The sequence below is a fragment of the Streptomyces hoynatensis genome (genome assembly GCF_003626535.1).
Lineage (GTDB): Bacteria > Actinomycetota > Actinomycetes > Streptomycetales > Streptomycetaceae > Streptomyces > Streptomyces hoynatensis.
Window position 1 is genome coordinate 22456 of record NZ_RBAL01000008.1, and the last position, 22324, is coordinate 44779.

Genomic DNA, 22324 nt, shown 5'->3' on the forward strand with positions numbered 1-22324 from the left:
TTCGTCATGAGTGGTCGAACAGCTCGTCATCGATGATGCTGAGCAGCCGGTCCACGGGCACCGTGTGGATGTCTTCGTCCGAGGTGTGCTCCGCTTCCGGCGCGGCCGGCCGGCGCAGGCGGGCGAGGAGCTGTTCCAGGCGGCGTTCGAGCTGTCCGCGGTCGGTGCCGTCCGCGGTGGGCGCGTCGAGTGCCGCCTCCAGGCGGGCGAGTTCGTCGAGGGCGGTGCCGGTGGCGGGCGCCGCCTCCTGCGCGAGGGCGGCGAGCAGGTGGTCGGCGACTGCGCGCGGCGTGGGGTAGTCGAAGACGAGCCCGGCCGGCATGGTCAGGCCGGTGGCGGCCCGGAGGCGTTCGCGCATCTCGACGGCCGTGACGGAGTCGAAGCCCTGGTCGCGGAACACCTGGTCGACGAGGATGCCGCCGGGGTGGTCGTGGCCGAGGACGGTGGCGGCCTCGGCGCGGACCAGGTCGAGGACGGCGCGGTCGCGTTCCTCCGGGGACAGGCCCGCCAGGCGCCGGGCGAGGGCGGGCTCCGCCGTGCCGGCTTCGCCCGCGGGCTCGGCGGGGGCCAGGGCGGCGCGGGCCTCGGGGATGCCGGCCAGCAGGGGGCTTGGGCGCTCGGCGGTGAAGGCGGGGGCGAACCTGGCCCAGTCGGTGTGGGTGACGGTCAGCAGGGTCAGGTCCTCTTCGAGGGCGTGCTGGAGGGCGCGGACGGCCAGGTCGGGCGCCATGGGCAGGACGCCCTGGCGGCGGAAGCGTTCCCTGGTGGTCTCGTCGGCGGCGCCCAGGCCGGCCTCGGCCCAGGAGCCCCAGGCGAGGGAGGTGGCCGGCAGGCCGAGGCCGCGCCGGTAGCGGGCGAGGCCGTCGAGGTAGGCGTTGCCCGCGGCGTAGCCGGGCCGGCCGCCGCTGCCCCAGCTGCCCGCGCCGGAGGAGAAGAGGACGAAGGCGTCGAGTTCCCGTTCCGCGGTGAGTTCGTGCAGGTTCCAGGCGGCGGTGATCTTGGCGCGGAGCAGGGGGCCGAGGCGGGCCGGGTCGAGGTCGCGGAGGGGGCCGTCGCCGGTGTCGACGCCCGCGGCGTGCACGACGGCGGTGAGGGGCTCGCCGTCCGGGACGGCGGCCAGCACCTCGGTCAGCCGCTCGCGGTCGGCGGCGTCGCAGGCGGCGAGGGTCACCCGGGCGCCGAGGGCCTCCAGTTCGGCGCGCAGCGCGTCGGCGCCTGGGGCGTCGGGGCCGCGGCGGCTGGTGAGCAGGAGGTGGGTGGCGCCCTGGGCCGCGGCCCAGCGGGCGACGTGGCCGCCGAGGCCGCCGGTGCCGCCGGTGATGAGGACGGTGCCGCGCAGGGGGCGGGGCGGGGCGGGGGTGCCGGGGGCGGGGACGAGGCGGCGGGCGTGCAGGCCGGTGGCGCGCACGGCGACCTGGTCCTCCTGCCCCGTCTCGGCGAGGAAGGCGGCGAAGGCGTCCAGGGCCGGCTCGGTCAGCTCCTCCGGCAGGTCGATCAACCCGCCCCACTGGCGGGGCAGTTCGAGGGCGGCGGAGCGGCCAAGACCCCACAGCGCGGTCTGTTCCGGGCGGCTGACCGACTCGCCCGGCCCGGGGGCGACGGCGCCGCGGGTGACGCACCACAGGGGGGCGGCGAGCCCGGCCTCGGCGTGGGCCTGGACGAGGGGCAGGGTGCGGGTCAGGGCGGCGGGCACCGGGCCGGTGTGCGGGGCGGTGGGGGGTGCGGTGGGCGCGGCCAGCAGGGACAGCACCCCGGCGAAGGGGGTGTCTGCGTACGTGGCGAGCCGCTTGGCGAGTTCCGCGCGTCCCGTGGTCTCGGGGTCCAGGCGCAGGACGGTGGCGTCGGGGCCGAGGGCGGCGAGCGCGGCCTCGGTCCACGGGTCGCCTTCCGTGGCGGGGGCGAGGGCGAGCCAGGCGGCGGGCCGGCCGGTGGCCGGGGCGAGCGGGGTCCAGGACTCGCCGTAGCGCCAGGAGTCCACGGTGGCGCGGGAGCGGCGCCGGTCGAGCCAGCCGGTGAGGGCGGGCATCATGCGGGTCGTGGTCTCCGCGTCGAGGTCGAGCCGGTCGGCGACCGCGGCGGCGTCGCCGCTGCCGACGAGGTCCCAGAACGCGGCGTCCACGGCGGTGGCGGCGCCGGCGGGCGCGGCGGGGGCCTCGGGCCAGAACCGCTGGTGCTGGAAGGCGTAGGTGGGCAGGTCGACGGTCCTGGGGGCGGGGCCGTGGTGGGTGGCGCGCCAGTCGACGGGGACGCCGGACACGTGCAGCCTGGCCAGGGCGGTGAGGGCGGTGAGCTCCTCCGGCCTGTCCTTGCGGAGCACGGGGACCAGGAGGGCGTCGGGCGCGGAGTCGGCGGCCATGCCGCACAGCACGCCGTCGGGGCCGAGTTCGAGGAAGGCGGAGACGCCGCGGCGGGCGAGGGCGGCGACGCCGTCGGCGAACCGCACGGTGCCGCGGACGTGCCGCACCCAGTACTCGGGGGTGGCCAGTTCCTCGGCGGAGACGACGTCCCCGGTGAGGTTGGAGACCACGGGGATGCGGGGCGGCGCGAAGGACAGGCCGGTGACCGTGGCGCGGAACTCGTCGAGCATGGGGTCCATGAGCGGCGAGTGGAAGGCGTGGCTGACCGTCAGCCGGGTCGTCTTGCGGCCGAGGGAGGCGTAGCGGGCGGCGAGTGCCTCGACGGCGGCGGCGCTCCCGGAGAGCACGACGGAGCCCGGGCCGTTGACGGCGGCCAGCGCCACCTCCTCGGTGAGGTCGGCGGCGATCTCCTCCTCGGTGGCCTGGATCGCGGCCATGGCGCCGCCCTCGGGCAGGGCCTCCATCAGGCGGGCGCGGGCGGCGACCAGCGCGCAGGCGTCGGGCAGCGACAGCACCCCGGCCACGTGCGCCGCGGCCACCTCGCCGATCGAGTGCCCCGCCAGGTAGCCGGGCCGCAGGCCGAAGGACTCGGCGAGCCGGAACAGGGCCACCTCGACGGCGAACAGCGCGGGCTGGGTCCAGCCGGTGCGGTCCAGGGCGGCGGGCCGCCCGGCGTCCCCCGCCGTTTCCGCCGGGTGCGGGGCGTCGGCGGCCGGCGCGCCCCACATCACCTCGCGCAGCGTGGCCTCGGGGCCCGGCAGGGGGCGGGCGGCGAGGTGGCCGTCGAGTTCGGCGAGGACGGCGTCCAGGGCCTCGGCGAACACCGGGAAACGGCCGTGGAGTTCGCGGCCCATGCCCAGGCGCTGGGAGCCCTGCCCGGAGAACAGGAAGGCGAGGGAGGGTTCGGCGGCCTGGCCGCGGGCGGCCTCCACGACGCCGTCGGGGGTGGCGAGCAGCACCGCGCGGTGGTCGAAGAGGGAGCGGGTGGTGACCAGGGCGTGGCCGATGCCGGCGGGGGCGGGCGCGCCGGGCCGGGCGGCGAACTCCCGCAGACGCGCGATCTGTTCGTCGAGGGCGGCCGGCGAGGCGGCCGACACCGGCCAGGGCACCAGGGCGGGCGTGGCGCGCTCGGCACCCGGGTCCGCGGCCGGGTCTGCGGCCGGATCGCCCGGGGCGGCGTCCGCGGGGGCCTGCTCGGGGACCGGTTCCGGGGCCTGTTCGAGGATGACGTGGGCGTTGGTGCCCGAGATGCCGAAGGAGGACACCGCGGACCTGCGCGGGCGGCCCGCCTCGGGCCAGGCGGTGGGCTCGGTCGCCAGCGCGACGGCCCCCGCGGACCAGTCGACGTGCGAGGTGGGCCGGTCGACGTGGAGGGTCTGCGGCACCAGGCCGTGCCGCATGGCCATCGTCATCTTGATGACGCCCGCGACGCCGGCGGCGGCCTGGGTGTGCCCGAGGTTCGACTTGATGGAGCCGAGCAGCAGCGGGCGGTCGGCGGGCCGGTCCTGGCCGTAGGTGGCGAGGAGGGCCTGGGCCTCGATGGGGTCGCCGAGGGTGGTGCCGGTGCCGTGCGCCTCGACGGCGTCCACGTCGGCGGGGGTGAGGTCGGCGCCGGCCAGGGCCTGGCGGATCACCCGCTGCTGGGAGGGGCCGTTGGGGGCGGTGAGCCCGTTGCTCGCGCCGTCCTGGTTGATCGCCGAGCCGCGGACCACGGCCAGGACCTGGTGCCCGTTGCGCCGCGCGTCGGAGAGGCGTTCCAGGACGAGGACGCCGACGCCCTCGGACCAGCCGGTGCCGTCGGCGGCGTCCGCGAAGGACTTGCAGCGCCCGTCGGGGGCCAGGCCGCCCTGGAGGGTGAACTCGACGAAGGTCTGCGGGGTGGACATCACGGCGACGCCGCCGGCGAGGGCGAGGTCGCACTCGCCGCGGCGCAGGGACTGCGCGGCCAGGTGCAGGGCCACCAGGGAGGAGGAGCAGGCGGTGTCCACGGTGACCGCGGGCCCTTCCAGGCCGAGGCTGTAGGCGACGCGGCCGGACACCACGCTGCCCGCGGTGCCGACGCTGCCGTACAGCTCGGCGCCCTGGCCCGGCTTGGCGTTGCCGGTGCCGTAGTCGTGGAACATCAGCCCGGCGAAGACGCCGGTGGCGCTGCCGCGCAGGTCGGCCGGGACGATGCCGGCGCGTTCTATCGCCTCCCAGGAGGTTTCGAGGAAGAGCCGCTGCTGCGGGTCCATGGCCAGCGCCTCGCGCGGCGCGATGCCGAAGAAGGCGGCGTCGAAGCCCGCGGCGTCCCGCAGGAAGCCGCCGTGGCCGGTGGCGCTGCCGCCGGCGGCGAGCGCGGCCAGGTCCCAGCCGCGGTCGGCGGGGAAGGGGGCGAGCGCCTCCCGGCCCTCGGCCACCAGCCGCCACAGGTCCTCGGGCGAGTCGACGCCGCCGGGGTAGCGGCAGGCCATGCCGACGATCGCCAGGGGCTCGTCGGCCGCGGCGGCGGGGCGGCGGCGCGCGGCGGCGGGGCGTTCGCCGAGCAGTTCGGCCAGCAGGTGCCTGGCCAGGGCCCGCGGCGTCGGGTGGTCGAAGGCGAGGGTGGCGGGCAGCGGCAGCCCGGTGGCCTCGGCCAGGCGGTTGCGCAGCCGGACCGCGCCGACGGAGGTCAGGCCGAGTTCCTTGAACGAGCGCCGGGTGTCGCGGGCCGCGTCGCGCGCGCCGCCGGCGACGGCCGCGGTGGCCTCCCGCACCAGGTCCAGGAGGTGGCCCTCCCGCTCGGGCGCGGGGAGCGCGGCGAGCCGCTCGCGCAGCGCGGCGGCGTCCCGCGCGCCGTCCTGCGCCTCCCCGGTGACCTCGACGAGGCCGCGCAGGACGGCGGGCACGTCCCCGGTGGTGGTCTGCGCGTGCAGGGCGGAGCCGTTGACGCGGGTGACGACGGCGTGCGCCAGGTCCATGCCGAGAGCCACGTCGAACATGGCGAGGCTCTCCTGCGTGGACAGTTCGGGGGCGTCGGGCGACCAGGAGCCGAGCGCCACGCACAGCGCGGGCAGGCCCTGGGCGCGGCGGTGCCTGGCGAGCGCCTCAAGGAAGGCGTGCGCGGCGGCCGCTTCGCCGTGTCCCGGGGTCCCCAGCGCGCCGGGGACCGAGCCGAGCAGCACGAAGGCCGCGAGGTCCGCGCCGGCGGTCAGCTCGTGCAGGTGGGCCGCGCCCCGGGCGACGGAGGCGAAGGTGGCCGCGGCCTGGCCCTCCCGGTCGGGGCGCGGCTCGGCCTCGGCGTGCAGCACGGCGGTCAGGGGCCGCTTGAGGCCGCCGAGCAGGGCGGCCAGGGCCGCCCGGTCGGTCACGTCGCAGTCCGCGACGGTGGCCCGCGCGCCGAACCTGCCCAGTTCGGCGGCGAGCCGCCCGGTGGCCCCCGTGGGGTCGGCCTCGCCCGGTGGGGCGAGGAGCAGCAGGTGGCGGGCGCCGTGGGTGGCGACCAGGTGGCGGGCCAGGGCGGCGCCGGTGGGGCCGGTGGCGCCGCTGAGCAGGACGGTGCCCTTCGGGTCGAGAGCGGCGGCGGGCTCGGCCGCCGTGCCGGCCGAGACCCGCGTCAGCCGCGGCCGGAACGCGATCCCGCCGCGGACGGCGAGCCGGGGCTCTTCCGAGGCGAGGGCGAGCGGCAGGGCCGCCGCCGAGTCCGGGTGGCCGTCGAGGTCGACGAGGAGGAAACGGCCGGGGTGCGCGGCCTGCAGGGCGGTGAGCGCGGCCCAGGCGGCGGCGTGGGCCGGGTCGGGGGGCCGCTCCTCGGTGCCGGTGGCCAGGGCGCCGCGGGTGAGGACGGCCAGGCGGCGGGCGGGCGCCGCGCCCTCGCCGGCGGAGACCAGCGCGGCGAGTTCGGCCGGCACCGCGGGCGTCTCGGCGCCGGGCGCGGCCTCCGTGGGGCAGCACCACAGGGCGAGATCCGCGAGGCCGGCAGGGTCCATGGGGGCTGCGGGGTCCGCGGCGCCTGCGGGGGCCGGTTGCTGCGGGGCGTGGCCGGGGCCGGTGACCGTGAGGCCGGCCGCGGCGAGGGGGGCCGCGAGCCCGAAGGGGTCGCCCTCCCCGAGCAGCACGCAGCTCCCGGGGGCCGGGGCCGCGCCCGGGCGCACCGAGGGCAGCGGCAGCCAGTCCACCCGCAGCAGGGCGTCGTGCTGGTCGCCGCCGGTGGCCCGCAGCCGCGCCGGCCGCTCCAGCAGCACGTGCCTGGTGATCTTCCCCGAGGGGGTGCGCGGGATCTCGTCGATCTCGTAGAGCTCGTGCGGCACCTTGAAGTTGGCCAGGCGCTCGCGGCAGATCGCGAAGACCTCTTCCGGGTCGAAGCCGCCGGGTCCCGGGATGACGAAGGCGACGGGCACCTCCCCGAACACCGGGTGCGGCCTGCCGACGACGGCGGTGTCCGCGACGCCGGGCGCCAGGCGCACCGCCTCCTCGATCTCCTGGGGGTGGACGTTCTCCCCGTTGCGGATGATGAGTTCCTTGATGCGGCCGGTGATGGTGAGGTAGCCGGCCGAGTCGCTGCGGGCCAGGTCACCCGTGTGGTACCAGCCGTGCTCCATGGCGCGGGCGGTGTCCTCTGGCTGGTTGTGGTAGCCGGCCATGAGGTTGGGGCCGCGCACCCACAGCTCGCCCTCCTCGCCGAGCGGCACGTCCTCCCCGGTGTCCGGGTTCACCAGCCGCACCGAAAGGCCCGGCACGGGCAGGCCGCAGGAGCCCTCCACCCTCTCCCCCGTGGGCCAGTTGGTGATGAAGGTGCCGCAGGCCTCGGTGGCGCCGTAGCCGTCGAGCAGCGGCACCCCGAAGGTCTCCTCGAACGCGGCCGGCAGCTTCGCCGGGCAGGAGGTGCCGCTGGTCAGGCAGGCCCGCAGCCTCAGGTCCGCGGGCACCCCCGCCGTGCGGGCCGCCTCCAGCAGGTAGTGGTAGAGGGCGGGCACGCCGGTGAGGAAGGTGACCGGCTCCTCGCCGAGGGCGCGCAGGATCTCCTCGGGCGCGAGGCCGTCGGTGATGCTCGCGGTGGCGCCGACGGCGGTGATGCCCAGGACGCAGAAGATGTGGGCGAGGCTGTGGTGCAGCGGCAGCGGCCACAGCACGTAGTCGTCCTCGCTGAGGCCGAGGACCGGGGCGTAACAGGCGGAGACCGACCACAGGCAGCTGCGGTTGGTGGAGAGAACCCCCTTGGGCTTGCCGGTGGTTCCCGAGGTGTAGAGCATCCAGGCGACGTCGTCGAGCTCCTGGTCGTCGCGCGGCGGCGCCGTCGGCTCGGCCGCCATCAGCTCCTCGAAACGCGTCACGCCCGCCGCGGCCGCGGCCTCGTTCCCGGCGGGGCCGGTGACGACGACGCGCAGGTAGTCGCGCGTCGGCAGGCAGGCGAGTACCTGGTCGAGGTGGGCCGGGTCGGTGATGACGAGCCTGGCGCCGCTGTCGTCGAGGGCGTACTCCAGCTCGGCGTCGGCCGAGTGCGGATTGAGGGGCACGCCGACCCCGCTGGCCCTGGCCACCGCGAGGTAGCTCTCGATGACCTCGACGCAGTTCCCGAGGTAGATCATCGCCCGGTCGGCCGGCTGCAGCCCGAGGTCCGCCAGGTGCCCGGCGAGGCGGCCGGTGCGCTCCGCCAGTTCCCGGTAGCTGACGGCCCGTTGACGATCGCGAAAGGCGATCTTGCCGGCCAGGCGCTCGGCGTGGTCCCGCAGCAGCTCTGGCAGGGGCCGGATCAGCTCGGTACGCAGCATCGGCGGCACTCCCTGTTGGCGATCCGATCGGGTTGCACGCAACCGGCGCGCTGGCTGGGAGTGTTTCACCTGCACATTGAGGGAATCCCCCAAACCACCGGCGCCCCCGGCCACCTGCCGGAACAGGCGGGATTTCCCTAGAGTTCGGCCACTTCCCGCGAGCCCGGTGGTAGCGTCGGCGAAGTTCCTGCCGGGCCACGGCCGCTCCCGCTCTCGCCGGACGCGACCATGTGCCGTTTTCGCCGAGCCGGCAACGCACGGCTCTTCAGCCCGCAGACCGACCGCCGGGGATGAGATATGGCAGCCGCAACCGACCGCGCCCAATCGGCGACCGAGACCGACGCGGACGTGGTGATCATCGGGAATGGGCCGACCGGCCAGACCCTTTCGCTCCTCCTGGCCCGGCGCGGCTGGCGGGTGATCGTCCTCGAACGGTACCCCGGCGCCTACGAGTTGCCCCGGGTCAAGGGCTTCGACGGCGAGACGGCGCGGAACTTCGCCGCCGCCGGCATCGCCGAGCAGCTGCCCGGCATCATCGAGCGGCTCGGCGAGTACGAGTTCAGGAACGCCGCGGGACAGGCACTGATCCGTTTCGAGCTGCCCTTCGAACCCGGCTGGGACGGCTGGCCGCCCGCCGTCGTCATCCACCAGCCGACGCTGGAGGCCACGCTTGACGCGCAGGCCAGGACGCTGCCCACCCTGCGGGTGCTGCGCGGGCACCGGGCGCTGCGGGTGAGCGAGCACCCCGGGCACGTGGAGATCTCCGCCCCCGGGCCCACGCCCGGCGTCGAAAAGGTCACCGCCTCCTGGCTGGTGGGCTGCGACGGGGCGAACAGCTTCGTGCGCGACTGCCTGGGCGGCAAGATGATCGACATGGGGTACAAGCAGGAGTGGCTCCTGGTCGACCTCAAGTTCCACGAGCCGCGCGTCTTCGACCCCAACGACCGGCAGATCTGCGACCCGATGCGCCCCACGACGATGGTGGCCAGCGGCCGGGGCCACCGCCGCTGGGAGTTCCGGCGGCTGCCCGGCGAGACCGCGGCGGAGCTGACGCGCCCCGAGGCCGCCTGGCGGCTGCTCGCGCCCTACGGCGCCACCCCGGAGAACTCCACCATCGCCCGGCAGGTCATGTACACCTTCCAGGCGGCGATCAGCGACACCTGGCGGTCGGGCCGGATGCTCATCGCGGGCGACGCCGCCCACCTGATGCCGCCGTTCGCCGGTCAGGGCATGTGCTCGGGCATCAGGGACGCCGCCAATCTGGCCTGGAAGCTGGACCTGGTGCTGCGCGGCGTCTCGGACGAGGCGCTGCTCGACACGTACGCGGCCGAGCGCGACCCGCACGTGCGGGAGGCGATCGGCTTCTCCGTCCAGATGGGGCAGCTCATCTCGGAACTCGACACGGTGCGCGCCGCGCAGCGCGACGCCCAGCTGCTCGCCGCCCAGGCCGCCCCCCAGGAGGGTGCCCCGCCGCTCGCCGGGCCACCGCCCGAGGGGCAGGCCGAGCCGGGTGCGGCGCCCTCCGACTTCCGCTTCGCGGTCGGCGAGGGCGTGCTGCGGCGCAACGAGCGCGGCGAGCCGGTGCCGCTGGCCGGCGCCCGCAGCCCGCAGGGGCGGGTCGCGCGCGGCGAGGAGTCGGGCCTGTTCGACGACGTGGTGGGGCGCGGCTTCGTGCTGCTGGCCACCTTCGACCCGCGGGCCGCGCTCTCCGCCGAGGAACTGGCGTTCCTGGAGCGGATCGGCGCCCGCGTGGTGCGCGTCCTGCACGCCGACACGGCGCCGGAGAAGGCCAGGGAGCACGAGGTGGTGGACGTGGACAACGTCTACCTCCCCTACCTCGCCGACGCCGGTCAGGTGGCGGCCCTGGTCCGCCCCGACTTCTACGTCTTCGGCACCGCCTGGGACCGCGCCGACCTCTCCGGCCTGGTCGGTGCCCTGCGGGAGCAGCTGGCCGCCGAGCCGGTCCCCGCCGCGGGCTGAACGCCGCGGCCCCGCGGCCCGGGGCCGCCCCGGGCCGCCGTGGCCCCGCGGCCGGGCCGGGCGGCCGGACCCGGCAGGGGCCTCGCGGCCGGGCCCGCCGGGTACCGCCGGAGCCCGGCGCCGTGTCGCCCGCCCGGGCGCCGCGGCCCGCCGGTCCCGCGAGTACGGCTTACGACTCGCGGCTCGGCGGCTCCGGCGTGCGGTGACGGCCGAACCCAGCCGTTGCGCCTGCGGGTTGCGGGCCACGCCCCGCCGTTCCGCCTGCCGGTGCGGGCCACGCTCCGCGCACGGCGCCGCCCTTGCCGTCCGGCGGGCGCAAGCCCAGAACCGGTCCGCGCAGACCCGCCCGGCCGCGGCGCGGGGAAGGAGCGTGGCGCCGAGGCCGGGACCGCGCGCCGGTCAGCAGCGCCACGCGCCGTCCACGCGCTCGACGATGCAATCGTCTCGGACTTCTACGCAGCTGCGCAAAAGCGGGAAGGGCGCATGAAGGAAGTCGGGACGTGCCTCCCCGGGGCCGTGCAGGCGATCTCCGCGATACATGAAGGTCCGGCAGCACAGTCCGTGGTGACGGGGAATATCCGCTCCATCGCCAAGGTAAAACTCGGCGCATTCGACCTTGCCCACCTCCTGGACCTTGAAGTGGGCGGTTACGGGGACGAGGGAAGTGACCGCGCCGACCTCGTTCGGCTCGCCCGCCGAAGGGCCGAGGACACATACCGCACCTCCTTCGCCGAGGCGCGAATCTTTGTGATCGGCGATACACCGCACGACGTGAAGGGTGCGCACGATGCGGGGGCATTCGCCATTGGGGTTGCGACGGGAGGCAGCTCCGCCGACGTTCTGCAGGAGTGTGGCGCCGACTTGGTGCTCGCCGACCTGACGAATGTGGATGCGCTGCGCAAAGCAGTGTTCGGCCTCGGGTGAGACTGGATCACGCAAGGTCCCCCGCGACCGCTCGATACCTCTCTCGCACATTGATTACGGCGGGGACATCACTGTAGTGCAGCGAGGAAGACCGCATGCGTATAGCAGCCCGGAACCTGTACGGGTCCCAAGGTCTGCGAGAGCCATACCGCAGACTCACCAGTCAGCCCCGCGCCTGCCCGCTGTGGCGGGTGCCGGGGTTTCGCTTTTCAAGTCACTCCGCGACGCTAGAAGGGGATTCCCGCTCGTTTGGCCAACGTCATGAGCCTGGGATTGCTCCTGCGGTGAATGGAAGTCAGAACACGCAGCAACTCTTGACTATGCGGGTGCACTCGGGCCATCTGTGGCGCGGCATCCCAAGCCTCGGAAAGTGAGTCGAGCGCTCCCTCGCGATCGCCAAGTGCGAGCCGTGCACGAGAAGCATTCATGTGGAGCGGACCGATTCGCGTCGCCGGCAAGGAAAGCGGATTGTTCCTGATGTCCTCCATGGCGGACAACGCTTCGCCGTAGTCCTCCATGTCTACGGAGGTAGCCACCACATGTGTCAACGTGTTCTCCGGGCCGAAATGGATGCCGTGATCCCCAATATCACGTGGGAAATCCTCGGTCAAACGCCACGCCTGTTCTCGATGCCGCGCCGCCTCTGCTCTATCCTTCAGTCGCCCGGCTAGAGTCATTCCCCGGAGATGCAGAATCCCAAGTCCGAAAGAGCGTTCATGCGCAGTAGGGATGTTTTCTGCCTGAACCACGGCACGGTCAACTACTGCTAGCCCCCCTGCGAAGTCGCCAAAGTTCAAGAATGCGCCGGCCTCGTCTCGCGCTGCAATTACCGCGGCAAGCGGGTCAGCACGTTCGGCCGCCATCCTCTGTTTTGTGACCGCCAGGTCGGCAAGGTCCATCCAACGATGGCGAGCAGCCAGCCAGTAAACGGCGCTGTAAACGTCAGCCACCGTTGACCAAGCGCCAGGTAGCCCAACGGCATGGGCATGGTTCGTCGCGTCAGCCAATAGATCCGGCAAGCGGCCGAGCACGCCCGCGAGATCCGCATTTCCGCGCATGCGAATGATGTCCGCAAGCCTGCTTGCGAGCTCGCTGGGCTCTTGAGGAGGTTCACCAGGAAGATCGAAGCGCCGAATTACTCCCCTGAGTTCTTTGATTTTCCCCTCATTGGCTGGTTCGACGGGCGTCTTCCCCAGCACTTCATCGAGCGTGTAACCGAGAGCATTTGCGATGGACGCAGCCACCCCCTGACTCAGCGTCCGGTCGCCAATCTCAATCTTGCTGAGCAGAGATACGGAAATTCCCGCCCTGCGCGCCAGCGCCGCCTGTCCCATCCCACGGGCCTTGCGGAGTACGGCGACGTTCTGCCCGGGTCCGGGAATCCTCGTCGTTCCGGTCATGGCCTCAGTCTTCCGTCGGTCGTCTCGGGACTCCAATGCTGCCAGCCGGCGAGAAGTACCGCACGGCTGCTGTGCATGAACTGTGCAAGTCCGCGCGCCACCAGGCGCGTTGACTGAGTGACAGGAAGACCCCCGCAGCCGATGCGCGTCGGCCCGGGGGCATGGGCCACCTGAAAGGAGCAGGCAACCATGCCTGAGTCTACGCATCGTGTCGGCAGTCAGCCGCCGGTGCCCGGAGCGCGGCGGTTGCCGTGGCAAGACGGAGAGGGGCGCCCCGCCTACCTCATGCCGGGCAACGAGGCCGGGATGCTTGCCCGTATCGCTGACTCGTTGGAGGGCGCCCAACTCCACGACGCGGCCATAGTGCTTGATCACTCGTTGGCCGTGCTGGCGAACGGTGGCGCGACCGATCACGAGTTGCGGTTCGCTGCCGAACGGCTGTCCGAGTGCCTGCACAACGCGCTGAACGTGGCCGAGTCGCGCGGCATGAGGCTGCACCAGGGCGACAACGAGGCGGGTGACTGATGGGCACGCGCTACCACTTGAGGAAGCGCCGTACCCCGGGTACATCTTCCGTGCGTGGATGCGGGATTTCGCCACGCAAGACGGACAGTCGACACTCCTGGCATCGGGGCTTCCGATCGGTGAGACAAGGGCGTTATCTACGTACTCGCGGCTGAACCGGTATTCGCTGAGACCGACATCAACGCGACACTGGAATTGACGGCAGTCGCATGGAGACTCCCGTTCCCTGCCGGGGATGACTGGTCAACCCCACGGTGCAAGCCCTGGCAGGGGGCGGGCTCCAGCGACAGGGGTCCGCTCCTCCCGGCCACGCACCCGTGTGGTGCAGGGGACCGCACCGCCGGACGGGGCAGGCAAAGCCTGGGCGTGACCTGCACCCCACCACGTAGGTTGAGTCAGAGACCGCAAGCGCCCACCGCGCTTGCCCTATCGGAAGGGTGCGCATGAAGCGAATCGTTGCCCGAATGTGGAAACTCATTCGCGGCCCCCTGCAATGGCGTATCCTGTGGTTCGCCCACGCCAAGTTCATGATCGGCGTCACGGGCGTGGTGCGAAACGAGCACGGTCAAGTCCTTCTGCTCAAGCACCGCATGTGGCCCGCCGACCGGCCTTGGGGACTTCCGACGGGATACGCAATCAAGAGCGAGGAATTTCCCGAGACCATCATTCGAGAGGTCCGGGAAGAAACCGGCCTTGACGTTGTTCCGGGGCGCCTGGTTCAGGTAACCAGTGGCTACAAGCTCCGCGTGGAGATCGCGTACGAAGCTCTTCATGTGGGTGGAACTCTCAAGATTGACGGCTTCGAGATTCTGGAGGCGAAGTGGTTCAGTCCGGAGGCCCTGCCGGAGGGGATGCAGGAGTCTCACGTTCAGCTCATCAAGGCGGGTACCGCGACTTAGCGGAACTCGCCCCGAACGAATCACTTATCGGCGCTAAGGCGATAGCAGCACTCGCGGCCATGCGGGCCGACGCGACTACGCTCACGGGAAAGCACCCCGCCCACGTGTTCCGGCCCCTCTCAGAAAGGCTCAACGCGTGGGAAGCAGACGGAATCGACACCGCGCTTTTCCGCGATGGCGTGAAAATCGCTAATCGCCGGTACGCCGGGTACGGGCTGGTTAAGATGTTGCCGCTTGACCGGGTGTTGGTCGGCTGCGAATCCTCGCGTGCCGGCGCCTTCGGCGGATTCCACCACCCGGACCAGGGATATCGACACCTTCAAATGGTGGCCATCATCACCATGTACGGGCCTCTGGAACGGCGCACCCCCGAGTGCCCCACGCTGGCCCTTCTCGATCTGCTGCGCGCGTATACGCACGACTGCCTTCACTACGGATCGCGTCGGCGGTACGTGGAAGTGGCAGGCGTGCCAGTCCGCACTCAGTACGGGATCAACTACCGCCGCACAAGCGGACAGTCCTATTCGGCTGCCGACCAGCAGGGTAGCCACCACACAAGGAACCTCGGAATCGTCATGGAAGGCGCGTGCGACAAAGAGGCGCGCACCATCACCCGGCAGACTGCAGAACAATTCGGTATTACGGAACCCTCAGACGTTCTCGGCACACTCGTGTTCCGGGACGTGACGGGAAAGCTGACGGAGGAAGACACCGGGCGCGTGGTGGACGTGCCGGGAAGCGAAGAGCAGACGCGATACGTGACGGCCCTCAGCGGCTATGAGAAGGGCGTCAATCGTCGGTACTCGCACTTCCTTGAGGAGTTCGCCCCTGGGGAAGAGTGCGAGTGCCACACGCGCCTTCTCTCGGCCATCATCAGCGGTGACGTGGGGGCATTCGGGGCATGGCTGGACGAGCGGCATGGCCCCGGGACCTTCGCGGGTCTGTTCCGCACGCCCGGATACTTCGGACCCGGGCTGACCGCGTAGGCACCCCGAGCCGCCCCATCCGTGCGCTGCCCCCGTGGCGCATGGGCGGGGCTTCCACATGGGTGCACGCCCACCCCTGGTTGCCATGACCACGACGCGCCCCGGGACCCCAACGCAGCATGTGTAGGAGTCCTCCTCGCCGACGACCAGCCTCTGGTGCGGACGGCGCTGCGGATGGTGATCGCCAACGCGCCGGGGCTCGACGTGGTCGGCGAGGCCGGCACCGGCGCCGAGGCGGTCGAACTGGCGGTGACCGCGCGCGCCGACGTGGTGGTGATGGACATCAGGATGCCCGGCATGGACGGCATCGAGGCGACGGCACAGATCACCGCGGGACCCGGCGCGGCGCGCGTCCTGGTGCTGACCACCTTCGACGACGCGTACGTGTACGGGGCGCTGCGGGCGGGGGCCTCTGGCTTCCTCGTCAAGGACATGGCCATGGAGGACATCCTGGCGGCGGTGCGCGTGGTCGCGCACGGGGACGCGCTGATCGCCCCTAGCGTCACGCGCCGCCTGATCGGGGAGTTCGCCAGGCGCCCGGAGCCGGCGTGGCGCGGCGGCCGGTGCGCGGGATCACCGGGCGCGAGCGCGAGGTGCTCACCGTGGTCGGGCGTGGCCTGTCGAACGCGGAGATCGCCACCGCGCTCAGCCTCGGCATGGCCACCGTCAAGACGTATGTGACGCGGCTGCTGACCAAGCTCGACGCCCGCGACCGCGTCCAGCTGGTCATCCTCGCCTACGACGCCGGCCTGGTGGCGCCCGCGCGCTGAGGCGGGAGGCCCAGGGCCGGGGCCGGGGCCGGGAAACCCCCTGGCCCCGCGGGGGTGTGCGCCCCTACCGTGAGGCCGGTGTGTTACTACGCCATGACCCACTACAAGCTGCACTACGCGTGCGTCTCCTGCCGGGTCAGCTTCAAGCAGCACGCGGACCCGCGGCGGGTGCACCCGTGCCCGGGCTGCGCGCGGCCCCTGGTCTGTGCGGGGCACGACTTCGCCCCGCCGCGCCGGCACGACGTCCGGGCGTGGTCCGTGGTGGCGGCGGTGCTGGGCGAGGGGCTGCGCTACGAGGGGCTTTCGCCGTGCGGGTGCGGCAAGGAGCCCAGGTACCGGCCGCGGACGCGCGCCGCGCTGCGGGCGCGCCGGATCGCCGCCGCCAGGAGCGGGCTGCCGCCGGCCGAGACGCTGTCCTGGCCGGACCCGCTGCCCCCGAACGCCGCCTGAGGCCGCGCCGCGCCGCAAGCTCGGCGTCGCGTTGCCTTCGCCGCGTCCCGTCGGGGCGACCGCGCCTCGCCGCGTGGCCCGGGGCGGGGCCAACGCCCCGGCCGGGGGCGGGACTTCGCCGCCGGGGGCGCGGGCCTGCCTCGGCTCAGCGCAGGAAGAGGGCCGCCAGGCGGGGCAGTCGGCGGGTCATCTCGGCCCGGTCGTCGAAGTCGACGTTCCACGCGGGGTCGAGCTCCGGGTAGCGGATGGTCAGGGCGCCGGGCGGCAGCGGCCTGCCCGTCGCCGCGAGGTGCGCGTTCCAGGCGAGGCCCAGCGTCTCCTCGCAGTCCAGCTCGAAGCCGTCCGCGGCGGCGGCCCGCACGAGGGGCAACTCCGCGAGGGAATCGGGGTCTTCGCACACCCGGGTGAACGTCCTCTGCCCCCGGGTGATCAGCCAGCCGCGGAAGTAGTCGAAGCCGTCGTCCGAGCAGCCGCCGTTGATCAGGTAGGCGGCGGCCCACAGCGGGTTCGTGTAGGACTCGGCCATCAGGTCCCACAGCGCCTGCTGCGCGGCGGTGATCTCCTCGGCCGGGCGGGCGGCGAGCAGGGCGCTCGCGTGGCGGACGACCTCCTGCGCGTCGTCCGGTTCTGACGCCAGGCCGCGGCCCGCCTCGACGAGCTGCCAGAACTCTTGGGTGTTCATGCCTCCGGAGCATGCCACCCGCCACCGACAGCGCCCCTCCGGCGGGAGGCGCACCCGGCGGCTTTGGCCCGGCCCCCGGACGCCGCCCGGCTCCGCCGGGCCGGGCGCGTGGGGTGCCCCGGGGCACCCCACGCCTGGCTCACTGAAGGCCCACGGACCAGTTGTAGTAGTTGGGGTTCCCGGCGATGCCGGCGTCCGTGTAGACCGCGTTGGGGGTGTCGGTGGCCCGCAGCCAGGTGCCCCAGTAGGTCTGGAGGACGCCCAGCCTGCTGCCGTCGCCCAGGTAGGTGAAGCTCCAGGACTGGCCGTGCTCCGACGCGTTGCAGTCGCCCTGCCAGACGGCGTTGACGTCGCTCTTGTCGTCCGTGGTCAGGCACAGCCCGGTCGCCAGGTTCTGGAGGTGGTCGTCGGCGGAGCCGATCCACTGCCAGTCCTGGAAGGCGTTCTGCGCGCTGCACGCGGTCTCGAAGACGACGCCGCTCGTCCCGGCGGTGAGGCAGCCGCGGACGGCGTTGTCGAAGGACCAGTAGGTCGTCGCGGCCGAGGCGGAGGAGGAGAGGGAGAAGGCGCCGGCGAGCACGGCGCCGAGCGCGGTCGCGAGGGCCGACCGCCGGAGAAGGGAGGTGCGCTTCACGCGACCCACCTTGATCACCGCAGGGCAAGGTCCGGAAAGCCGCGGGCAACCGGCGGATGGACAGTGGGTGAAGGCGGCATGGAGGCCGGGTGGCCACCGGCGACGGCGAGGCGGCGCCCGCGCCCCGCCCGCACCCCGGCGGCGCCCGCCGCCCACGGCCCGCGGCCCGCGCCCGGCTCAGGCGGACTCGGCGAGGTCGGCGCGCAGTTCGGGCGGCAGGTCCTTGCGGTACTTCACGTTCAGCTTGCGGTAGACGCGGGTGAGGTGCTGTTCGATGGTGCTCGGCGTGATGAACAGCTTGCCGGCGATCTCGCGGTTGGTGTAGCCGGCCGCGGCCAGCGCGGCGACCCGGCGCTCCGCGTCCGTGAGGGAGGCGAGGCCGTCGCCGGCCGGGGGGCGTCCCGGCGCCTCGATCGTGGTGCGGCTCGGCAGGAGCCGCTCGCACAACTCGGTGGCGTGGCAGGCGTGCGCGACGTGCCAGGCGCGGCGGGCGACGCTCCAGGCGCGGCGGTGGTCGCGCAACGCCCGGTGGGCGGCGCTGAGGTCGGCCAGGGCCCGGGCCAGTTCATAGCGGTCGCCGGCCTCGGCGAGGATCGCCGTCGCCTCGCTCAGGAGCGCGGGCCTGCCGGGGGGCCTGCCGGTCGCGGCCAGCAGGCGCAGGGCCGCGCCCCGGGTGCGGGAGGCGTGCGGGCCCAGCCGCGCCAGCTGCTCGTTGATCAGCCGCCTGGCCTCGTCGCGGTTGCCGCCCTGCGCCAGCCACGCCTCGGCCGCGCTGGTGCGCCAGGGGACGAGCCCGGGGGTGTCCAGGCCCCAGCCCGCCATCAGTTCGCCGCAGGCCAGGAAGTCGGCGAGGGCCGCGTAGTGGCGCCCGGTGGCCAGGTAGTGGTGGCCGCGGGCGTGCAGGTAGTGCAGGCCGTAGCGGCTGTGGAACATGGCCTCGGGCACGGGCTGTTCGAGGTGGTGGGCGGCGGCGCGGTGGCTGCCCATGCGGGTGGCCGCGGTGACGAGGGTGCCGAGCGGCAGGCCGGCCACGGTGCCCCAGGCGGCGGGCGGCAGGCGGTCGAACGCGGCCTGGGCGAGCGCGCAGGCGGTGGGCAGGTCCCCGGCCCGCAGGGCGATCTCGGCGCGCACGGCGGAGAACAGGGCGCCGCTGACGGGGGTGTCCGCGGCGGCGTCCTGGGCCAGGAGGCCGTCGCCCCAGGCGGCGGCCGCGTCCAGGCGGTCGGCGTAGGTGAGGGCGAGCAGCGCGGTCGCCGCCGCCTGCGGCCCCCACAGGGCCCCGTCGCTTGGCCGTGCCGCCTCCAGCACCTCCTCGGCCCGCGCGCTCGCCGCCCCGGCCGCCGGTTCGCCCTGGCCGCCGGTGAGGACGTCGAAGAGCGCCCCCACGGCCTTCGGCCAGGGGCCCGCGGTGTGCCCGGCGGGGCCCGGCTCCCGCCGGGCGGGCGCGCCGCGGCCCGCGATCCCCGGGTGCGTGCAGGCGAGCCACAGTTCGGTGGCCCGGGTCTGCCAGGGCGGGGCGGCCCGCGGGTGGGGGCGTCCCGTCCGCGCCTCCTCGCGGGCCAGTTCCCCGGTCATGGCGGCCGTCAGGTCCCAGGCGCGGGCGGCCCCGGCCGCGTCGCCGTGCCACAGGAGGTCCCCGACGAGGGCGAGTCCGTCGCCGACCGCGAGGTGGCCGGCGGCGAGGGCCTCGGCCAGCGGGGGCAGGTGCCGGGCCGCGGCGGCCGGGTTCAGCCGCCGCTCGGCGCGGGCGAGTTGCGCGGTGACCCGCGCCCGCTGCCCGGCCGTCGCGCAGGCCCCGGCGGCCAGGCGCAGGCAGTCGACGGCGGTGGCGATCCGTTCGGCGCGCAGGGCCCGATCCGCGGCCGCGGTGAGCACCGGAACGGCCCAGGCGGCGCCGGCGCTCCCGGCGGCGACGAGGTGGGGGGCGACCCGTTCCGCGGGGGCGCCCTCCTCGTGCAGCAACCTGGCCGCGGCGAGGTGGAGTTGCCTGCGCCTGGCGGGCGTCAGCTCGGCCAGCACGGCCTCGGCCGCGGCCCGGTGGCGGAAGTGGCCGCGGTCGAGCAGCCCGGCGGCGGCCATGGTGCCCAGGGCCGTGGACGCCTCCTCGGGGGCGGCCCCGCACAGCCCGCCGACCAGGGCGGGGGTGGCGGCGTGGCCGAGGACGGCGAGCGCCCTGGCGGCCGCGGGGACGAGGGGCTCGCAGCGGTGCAGGCAGTGCAGCACGGCGCGCCTGAAGTGGTCGCCGGGGCCGGCCGCCCCGGCGGATTCGCCGGCGGCCTCCCCTGCCTCGCCCGGCGCGGTGCCCTGGCCGGCCGCCAGGTGGTCGTTCAGCAGGGCGTGCGTGAGGAGGGGGCTGCCGCCGCCCGCCGGGTGGGCGGCGGCGGCGAACCGCCCGGCCGCCGCCGGATCGAGCCGGGCCGCGGCGAGTTCGGCCACTCCCCCGGGCGTCAGCGGCGGCAGGTCGAGGCGGTGGCAGTGCGGGCGGCGGGAGAGTTCGTCGTGCAGCGGCGAGTGGGCGGCGGGCGAGGCGGGGGCCTCCGCCAGCAGGAGCAGGGCCCGGGCCGAGTCCAGGCGCCTGAGGAGGCCGAGCAGCCAGTCAAGGGAGGGGGCGTCGGCGTGCTGCACGTCGTCCACGGCGAGCAGCAGCGGGCGGCGGGCGGCCCGGTCGAGGACGGCCCGGGTCAGGGCGTGCAGGGCGGCGGCGGTCCTGGCGGGCGCGGCCCCGGCCGCCAGTTCCGGCAGCCGGGCCGCCAGGCGGGCCGCGTCCGCGGGGAGGGCGGCCTCGCCCGCGCCCTGGCACAGCTGGGCGAGCACGCCGTAGGGCAGGTCCCGTTCTGCGCGCGCGCAGACCGCGCCGAGGCGGGCGAATCCGCGGCCGGCGGCCAGGTCGCCCGCCGCCTGCAGCAGCGCCGTCTTCCCGGCGCCCACGGGGCCGGAGAGCAGCGCCACCCGGCCGCTGCCCGCCGCGGCACGGGCGAGCAGTTCGCCGAGGCGGGCGTGTTGCGCGGCGCGCTCGGCCAGGTCGCCTGGCCGCTCCCGGCCCGCCTGGCCGTCCCGCGTGGGGCGGTCCTTCACCGCCATCCTCGTGCACCTCCCCACGGCCGCCGCGGCCCTCCCCCGCCGTCGTTTGCCGCGGTTTGCCGCCGTGATCTGTTCCCGCCGGGGCCGGCCGGGCGCCGCCCTCCCCGCCCGCGCGGCGCCCGGCCGGTTTCCGACAGGTTCGAGAGGACCATTCCGGAGACTAGGGATTCGCCTGGAGACGGCCTCGGCCGCCGCCAGGACTAGGGGTTCTTCTCGACTTCCCGGCGCGCTCAGGACAGCGTCGGCGGTGGTGCGGCAGGCTGCCAGCGTGGACGACTCTGCCGACCGGCACGGGCAGGTACGCGAGCGTCGCCACCGCTTGGACGCTGACCGTCGCGGATGGAACCGGGCGCTGCCTCCCCGCACTTCGGTAGCGGGCGGAGCGTGATCAACGAGTGATCAAGGAAATCATCGGGGGTTCCGCCGGTGCCGGGGCGGGAGACCGATCCGAGGACACGGGAAGTGTGACCATGTCGACTGTCGAGACGAATCCTCCGGTTGCCCCGTACTTCATGCGGCAGCCGGGCAAGCCGTTCCCCCCGCCGGAATACGCCGACTTCAGAAAGCTGAACGGGCTGGCGCAGGTGGCGCTGCCCTCGGGCGGCCGGGCGTGGCTGATCACCAGGCACGAGGACGTCAGGGCGGTGCTGACCGACCCGCGCATCAGCTCCGACCCGTCCCGTGAGGGCTTCCCGCGGCCGACGGCGACGGCGGGCGTGCCGACGCCGCACGAGGTGCCGGGCTGGTTCGTGGGCAGCGACGCGCCCGACCACACGCGGCTGCGCAAGGCGCTGATCTCCGAGTTCACCATTCGCCGGATGAAGGCGATCCAGGGCACGGTCGAGGAGATCGTCGACGGCTGCATCGACCGGATGCTGGCCGACGGCAAGCGGGAGGCCGACCTGGTCAACGACTTCGCGCTGGCCGTGCCCTCGCTGGTGATCGCCACGATGCTCGGGGTGCCGCCGGCCGACCGGAAGTTCTTCGAGGCGCAGAGCAAGGTCCTGGTGACCATCAGCTCGGAGGACGAGAAGCGCGCCGACGCCAGCCGGCAGGTGCACCGCTACCTGAACCGGCTGATCGCGCTGCGCCGCAAGCGGCCCGCCGACGACATGATCAGCAGGCTGGTGGCGAGCGGGCAGGTGACGGACCGGGAGATCCCGGGCGTGGCGATGCTGCTGCTGATCGCGGGCCACGAGACGACGGCGAACAACATCTCGCTGGGCGCGGTGACGCTGATGCAGAACCCGCAGTGGATCGGCGACCCGCGGATCGTCGAGGAGCTGCTGCGGTACCACTCGGTGGCCGACCTGGTCCTGATGCGGGCCGTGCTGGAGGACATCGAGATCGGCGGCCAGCTGGTGCGCAAGGGCGAGGGCCTGGTGCTGCTCGTGGCCGGCGCCAACCACGACGACGCCGTCTTCGAACGGGCCGGCGAGTTCGACCCCTCCAGGTCCGCCCAGGGGCATGTGGCCTTCGGCTACGGCGTGCACCAGTGCCTGGGGCAGAACCTGGTGCGGATCGAGATGGAGGTGGCCTACCGCAAGCTCTTCGAGCGGATTCCGACCCTGGAGGTCGCCGCGCCCATCGCGACGCTGCCGTACAAGTACGACGGCGTGCTCTTCGGCCTGCACAACCTGCCGGTCCGCTGGTAGTTGCGGGCAGGCGGCTCTTTTCGATCAGTGACGACGGAGGAACAACCCATGGTTCGCATCAGTGTGGACACCGGCACGTGCGTCGGGGCGGCGCAGTGCGTCCTTGCCGCGGAGGAGCTTTTCGACCAGGACGACGACGGCATCGTCACCCTGCTGAACGCGAACCCGGAGGGCGAGGCGGTGAAGGCCGCGCGGGTGGCCGCCGAGTCCTGCCCCTCGCGGTCGATCACGCTCCACGAGGACTGACCGGGA

At 74.0% G+C, this 22324-nt stretch carries 13 protein-coding genes and 1 pseudogene; 9 read left to right on the forward strand and 5 right to left on the reverse strand.

What is annotated here, in order from left to right; translation table 11 throughout:
- Positions 1-4: 4 nt before the first annotated feature.
- Positions 5-8086, reverse strand: a complete 8082-nt coding sequence (locus D7294_RS15635) for a type I polyketide synthase (RefSeq protein WP_120680038.1) — start codon at positions 8084-8086, stop codon at positions 5-7.
- 297 nt (positions 8087-8383) lie between these two features.
- On the opposite strand from D7294_RS15635, the gene mhpA reads away from it, so the two are divergent.
- Both mhpA and D7294_RS15645 read left to right on the forward strand, forming a co-directional pair.
- On the forward strand, positions 8384-10066 hold the full coding sequence (gene mhpA, locus D7294_RS15640; protein ID WP_120680040.1) for a bifunctional 3-(3-hydroxy-phenyl)propionate/3-hydroxycinnamic acid hydroxylase MhpA: 1683 nt from the start codon (positions 8384-8386) through the stop codon (positions 10064-10066).
- A 267-nt stretch (positions 10067-10333) separates the two neighbouring features.
- Entirely contained in the window at positions 10334-10990 is a 657-nt protein-coding gene (locus tag D7294_RS15645) for an HAD hydrolase-like protein (RefSeq protein ID WP_206619511.1), read from the forward strand.
- Between the two features lie 227 nt (positions 10991-11217).
- Here D7294_RS15645 and D7294_RS15650 read toward each other — a convergent pair whose 3' ends face one another.
- Complete coding sequence (locus D7294_RS15650; RefSeq protein ID WP_120680042.1) at positions 11218-12390, reverse strand: helix-turn-helix domain-containing protein; 1173 nt, start codon at positions 12388-12390, stop codon at positions 11218-11220.
- A 384-nt stretch (positions 12391-12774) separates the two neighbouring features.
- On the opposite strand from D7294_RS15650, the gene D7294_RS31950 reads away from it, so the two are divergent.
- The 5 genes and pseudogenes from D7294_RS31950 to D7294_RS15675 all read left to right on the forward strand — a co-directional run bounded on the left by D7294_RS31950 (position 12775) and on the right by D7294_RS15675 (position 16020).
- Positions 12775-12915, forward strand: coding sequence for a hypothetical protein (locus D7294_RS31950; protein ID WP_158674634.1), 141 nt, complete (start codon positions 12775-12777; stop codon positions 12913-12915).
- Positions 12916-13358: 443 nt separating this feature from the next.
- On the forward strand, positions 13359-13814 hold the full coding sequence (locus tag D7294_RS15660) for an NUDIX domain-containing protein (protein ID WP_120680046.1): 456 nt from the start codon (positions 13359-13361) through the stop codon (positions 13812-13814).
- A gap of 59 nt (positions 13815-13873) precedes the next feature.
- On the forward strand, positions 13874-14800 hold the full coding sequence (locus D7294_RS15665) for a hypothetical protein (protein WP_174248358.1): 927 nt from the start codon (positions 13874-13876) through the stop codon (positions 14798-14800).
- 174 nt (positions 14801-14974) lie between these two features.
- Positions 14975-15570, forward strand: a pseudogene (locus tag D7294_RS15670) (response regulator).
- Positions 15571-15648: 78 nt separating this feature from the next.
- Positions 15649-16020: a hypothetical protein gene (locus tag D7294_RS15675; RefSeq protein WP_120680048.1), complete on the forward strand. Its 372-nt coding sequence runs from the start codon at positions 15649-15651 to the stop codon at positions 16018-16020.
- Between the two features lie 145 nt (positions 16021-16165).
- On the opposite strand, the gene D7294_RS15680 is transcribed toward D7294_RS15675, so the two are convergent.
- The 3 genes from D7294_RS15680 to D7294_RS15690 all read right to left on the reverse strand — a co-directional run bounded on the left by D7294_RS15680 (position 16166) and on the right by D7294_RS15690 (position 20417).
- On the reverse strand, positions 16166-16702 hold the full coding sequence (locus D7294_RS15680; RefSeq protein WP_120680050.1) for a DUF4240 domain-containing protein: 537 nt from the start codon (positions 16700-16702) through the stop codon (positions 16166-16168).
- A 139-nt stretch (positions 16703-16841) separates the two neighbouring features.
- Positions 16842-17336, reverse strand: a complete 495-nt coding sequence (locus D7294_RS15685) for an RICIN domain-containing protein (protein WP_120680052.1) — start codon at positions 17334-17336, stop codon at positions 16842-16844.
- A 177-nt stretch (positions 17337-17513) separates the two neighbouring features.
- Complete coding sequence (locus D7294_RS15690) at positions 17514-20417, reverse strand: helix-turn-helix transcriptional regulator (protein WP_120680054.1); 2904 nt, start codon at positions 20415-20417, stop codon at positions 17514-17516.
- 470 nt (positions 20418-20887) lie between these two features.
- Between D7294_RS15690 and D7294_RS15695 the strand changes: the two genes are divergently transcribed.
- Both D7294_RS15695 and D7294_RS15700 read left to right on the forward strand, forming a co-directional pair.
- Positions 20888-22072 (forward strand): cytochrome P450, encoded by a 1185-nt coding sequence (locus D7294_RS15695; protein WP_120680056.1) that lies wholly within the window; start codon positions 20888-20890, stop codon positions 22070-22072.
- A gap of 48 nt (positions 22073-22120) precedes the next feature.
- Complete coding sequence (locus tag D7294_RS15700) at positions 22121-22318, forward strand: ferredoxin (RefSeq protein ID WP_120680058.1); 198 nt, start codon at positions 22121-22123, stop codon at positions 22316-22318.
- Positions 22319-22324: the final 6 nt, after the last annotated feature.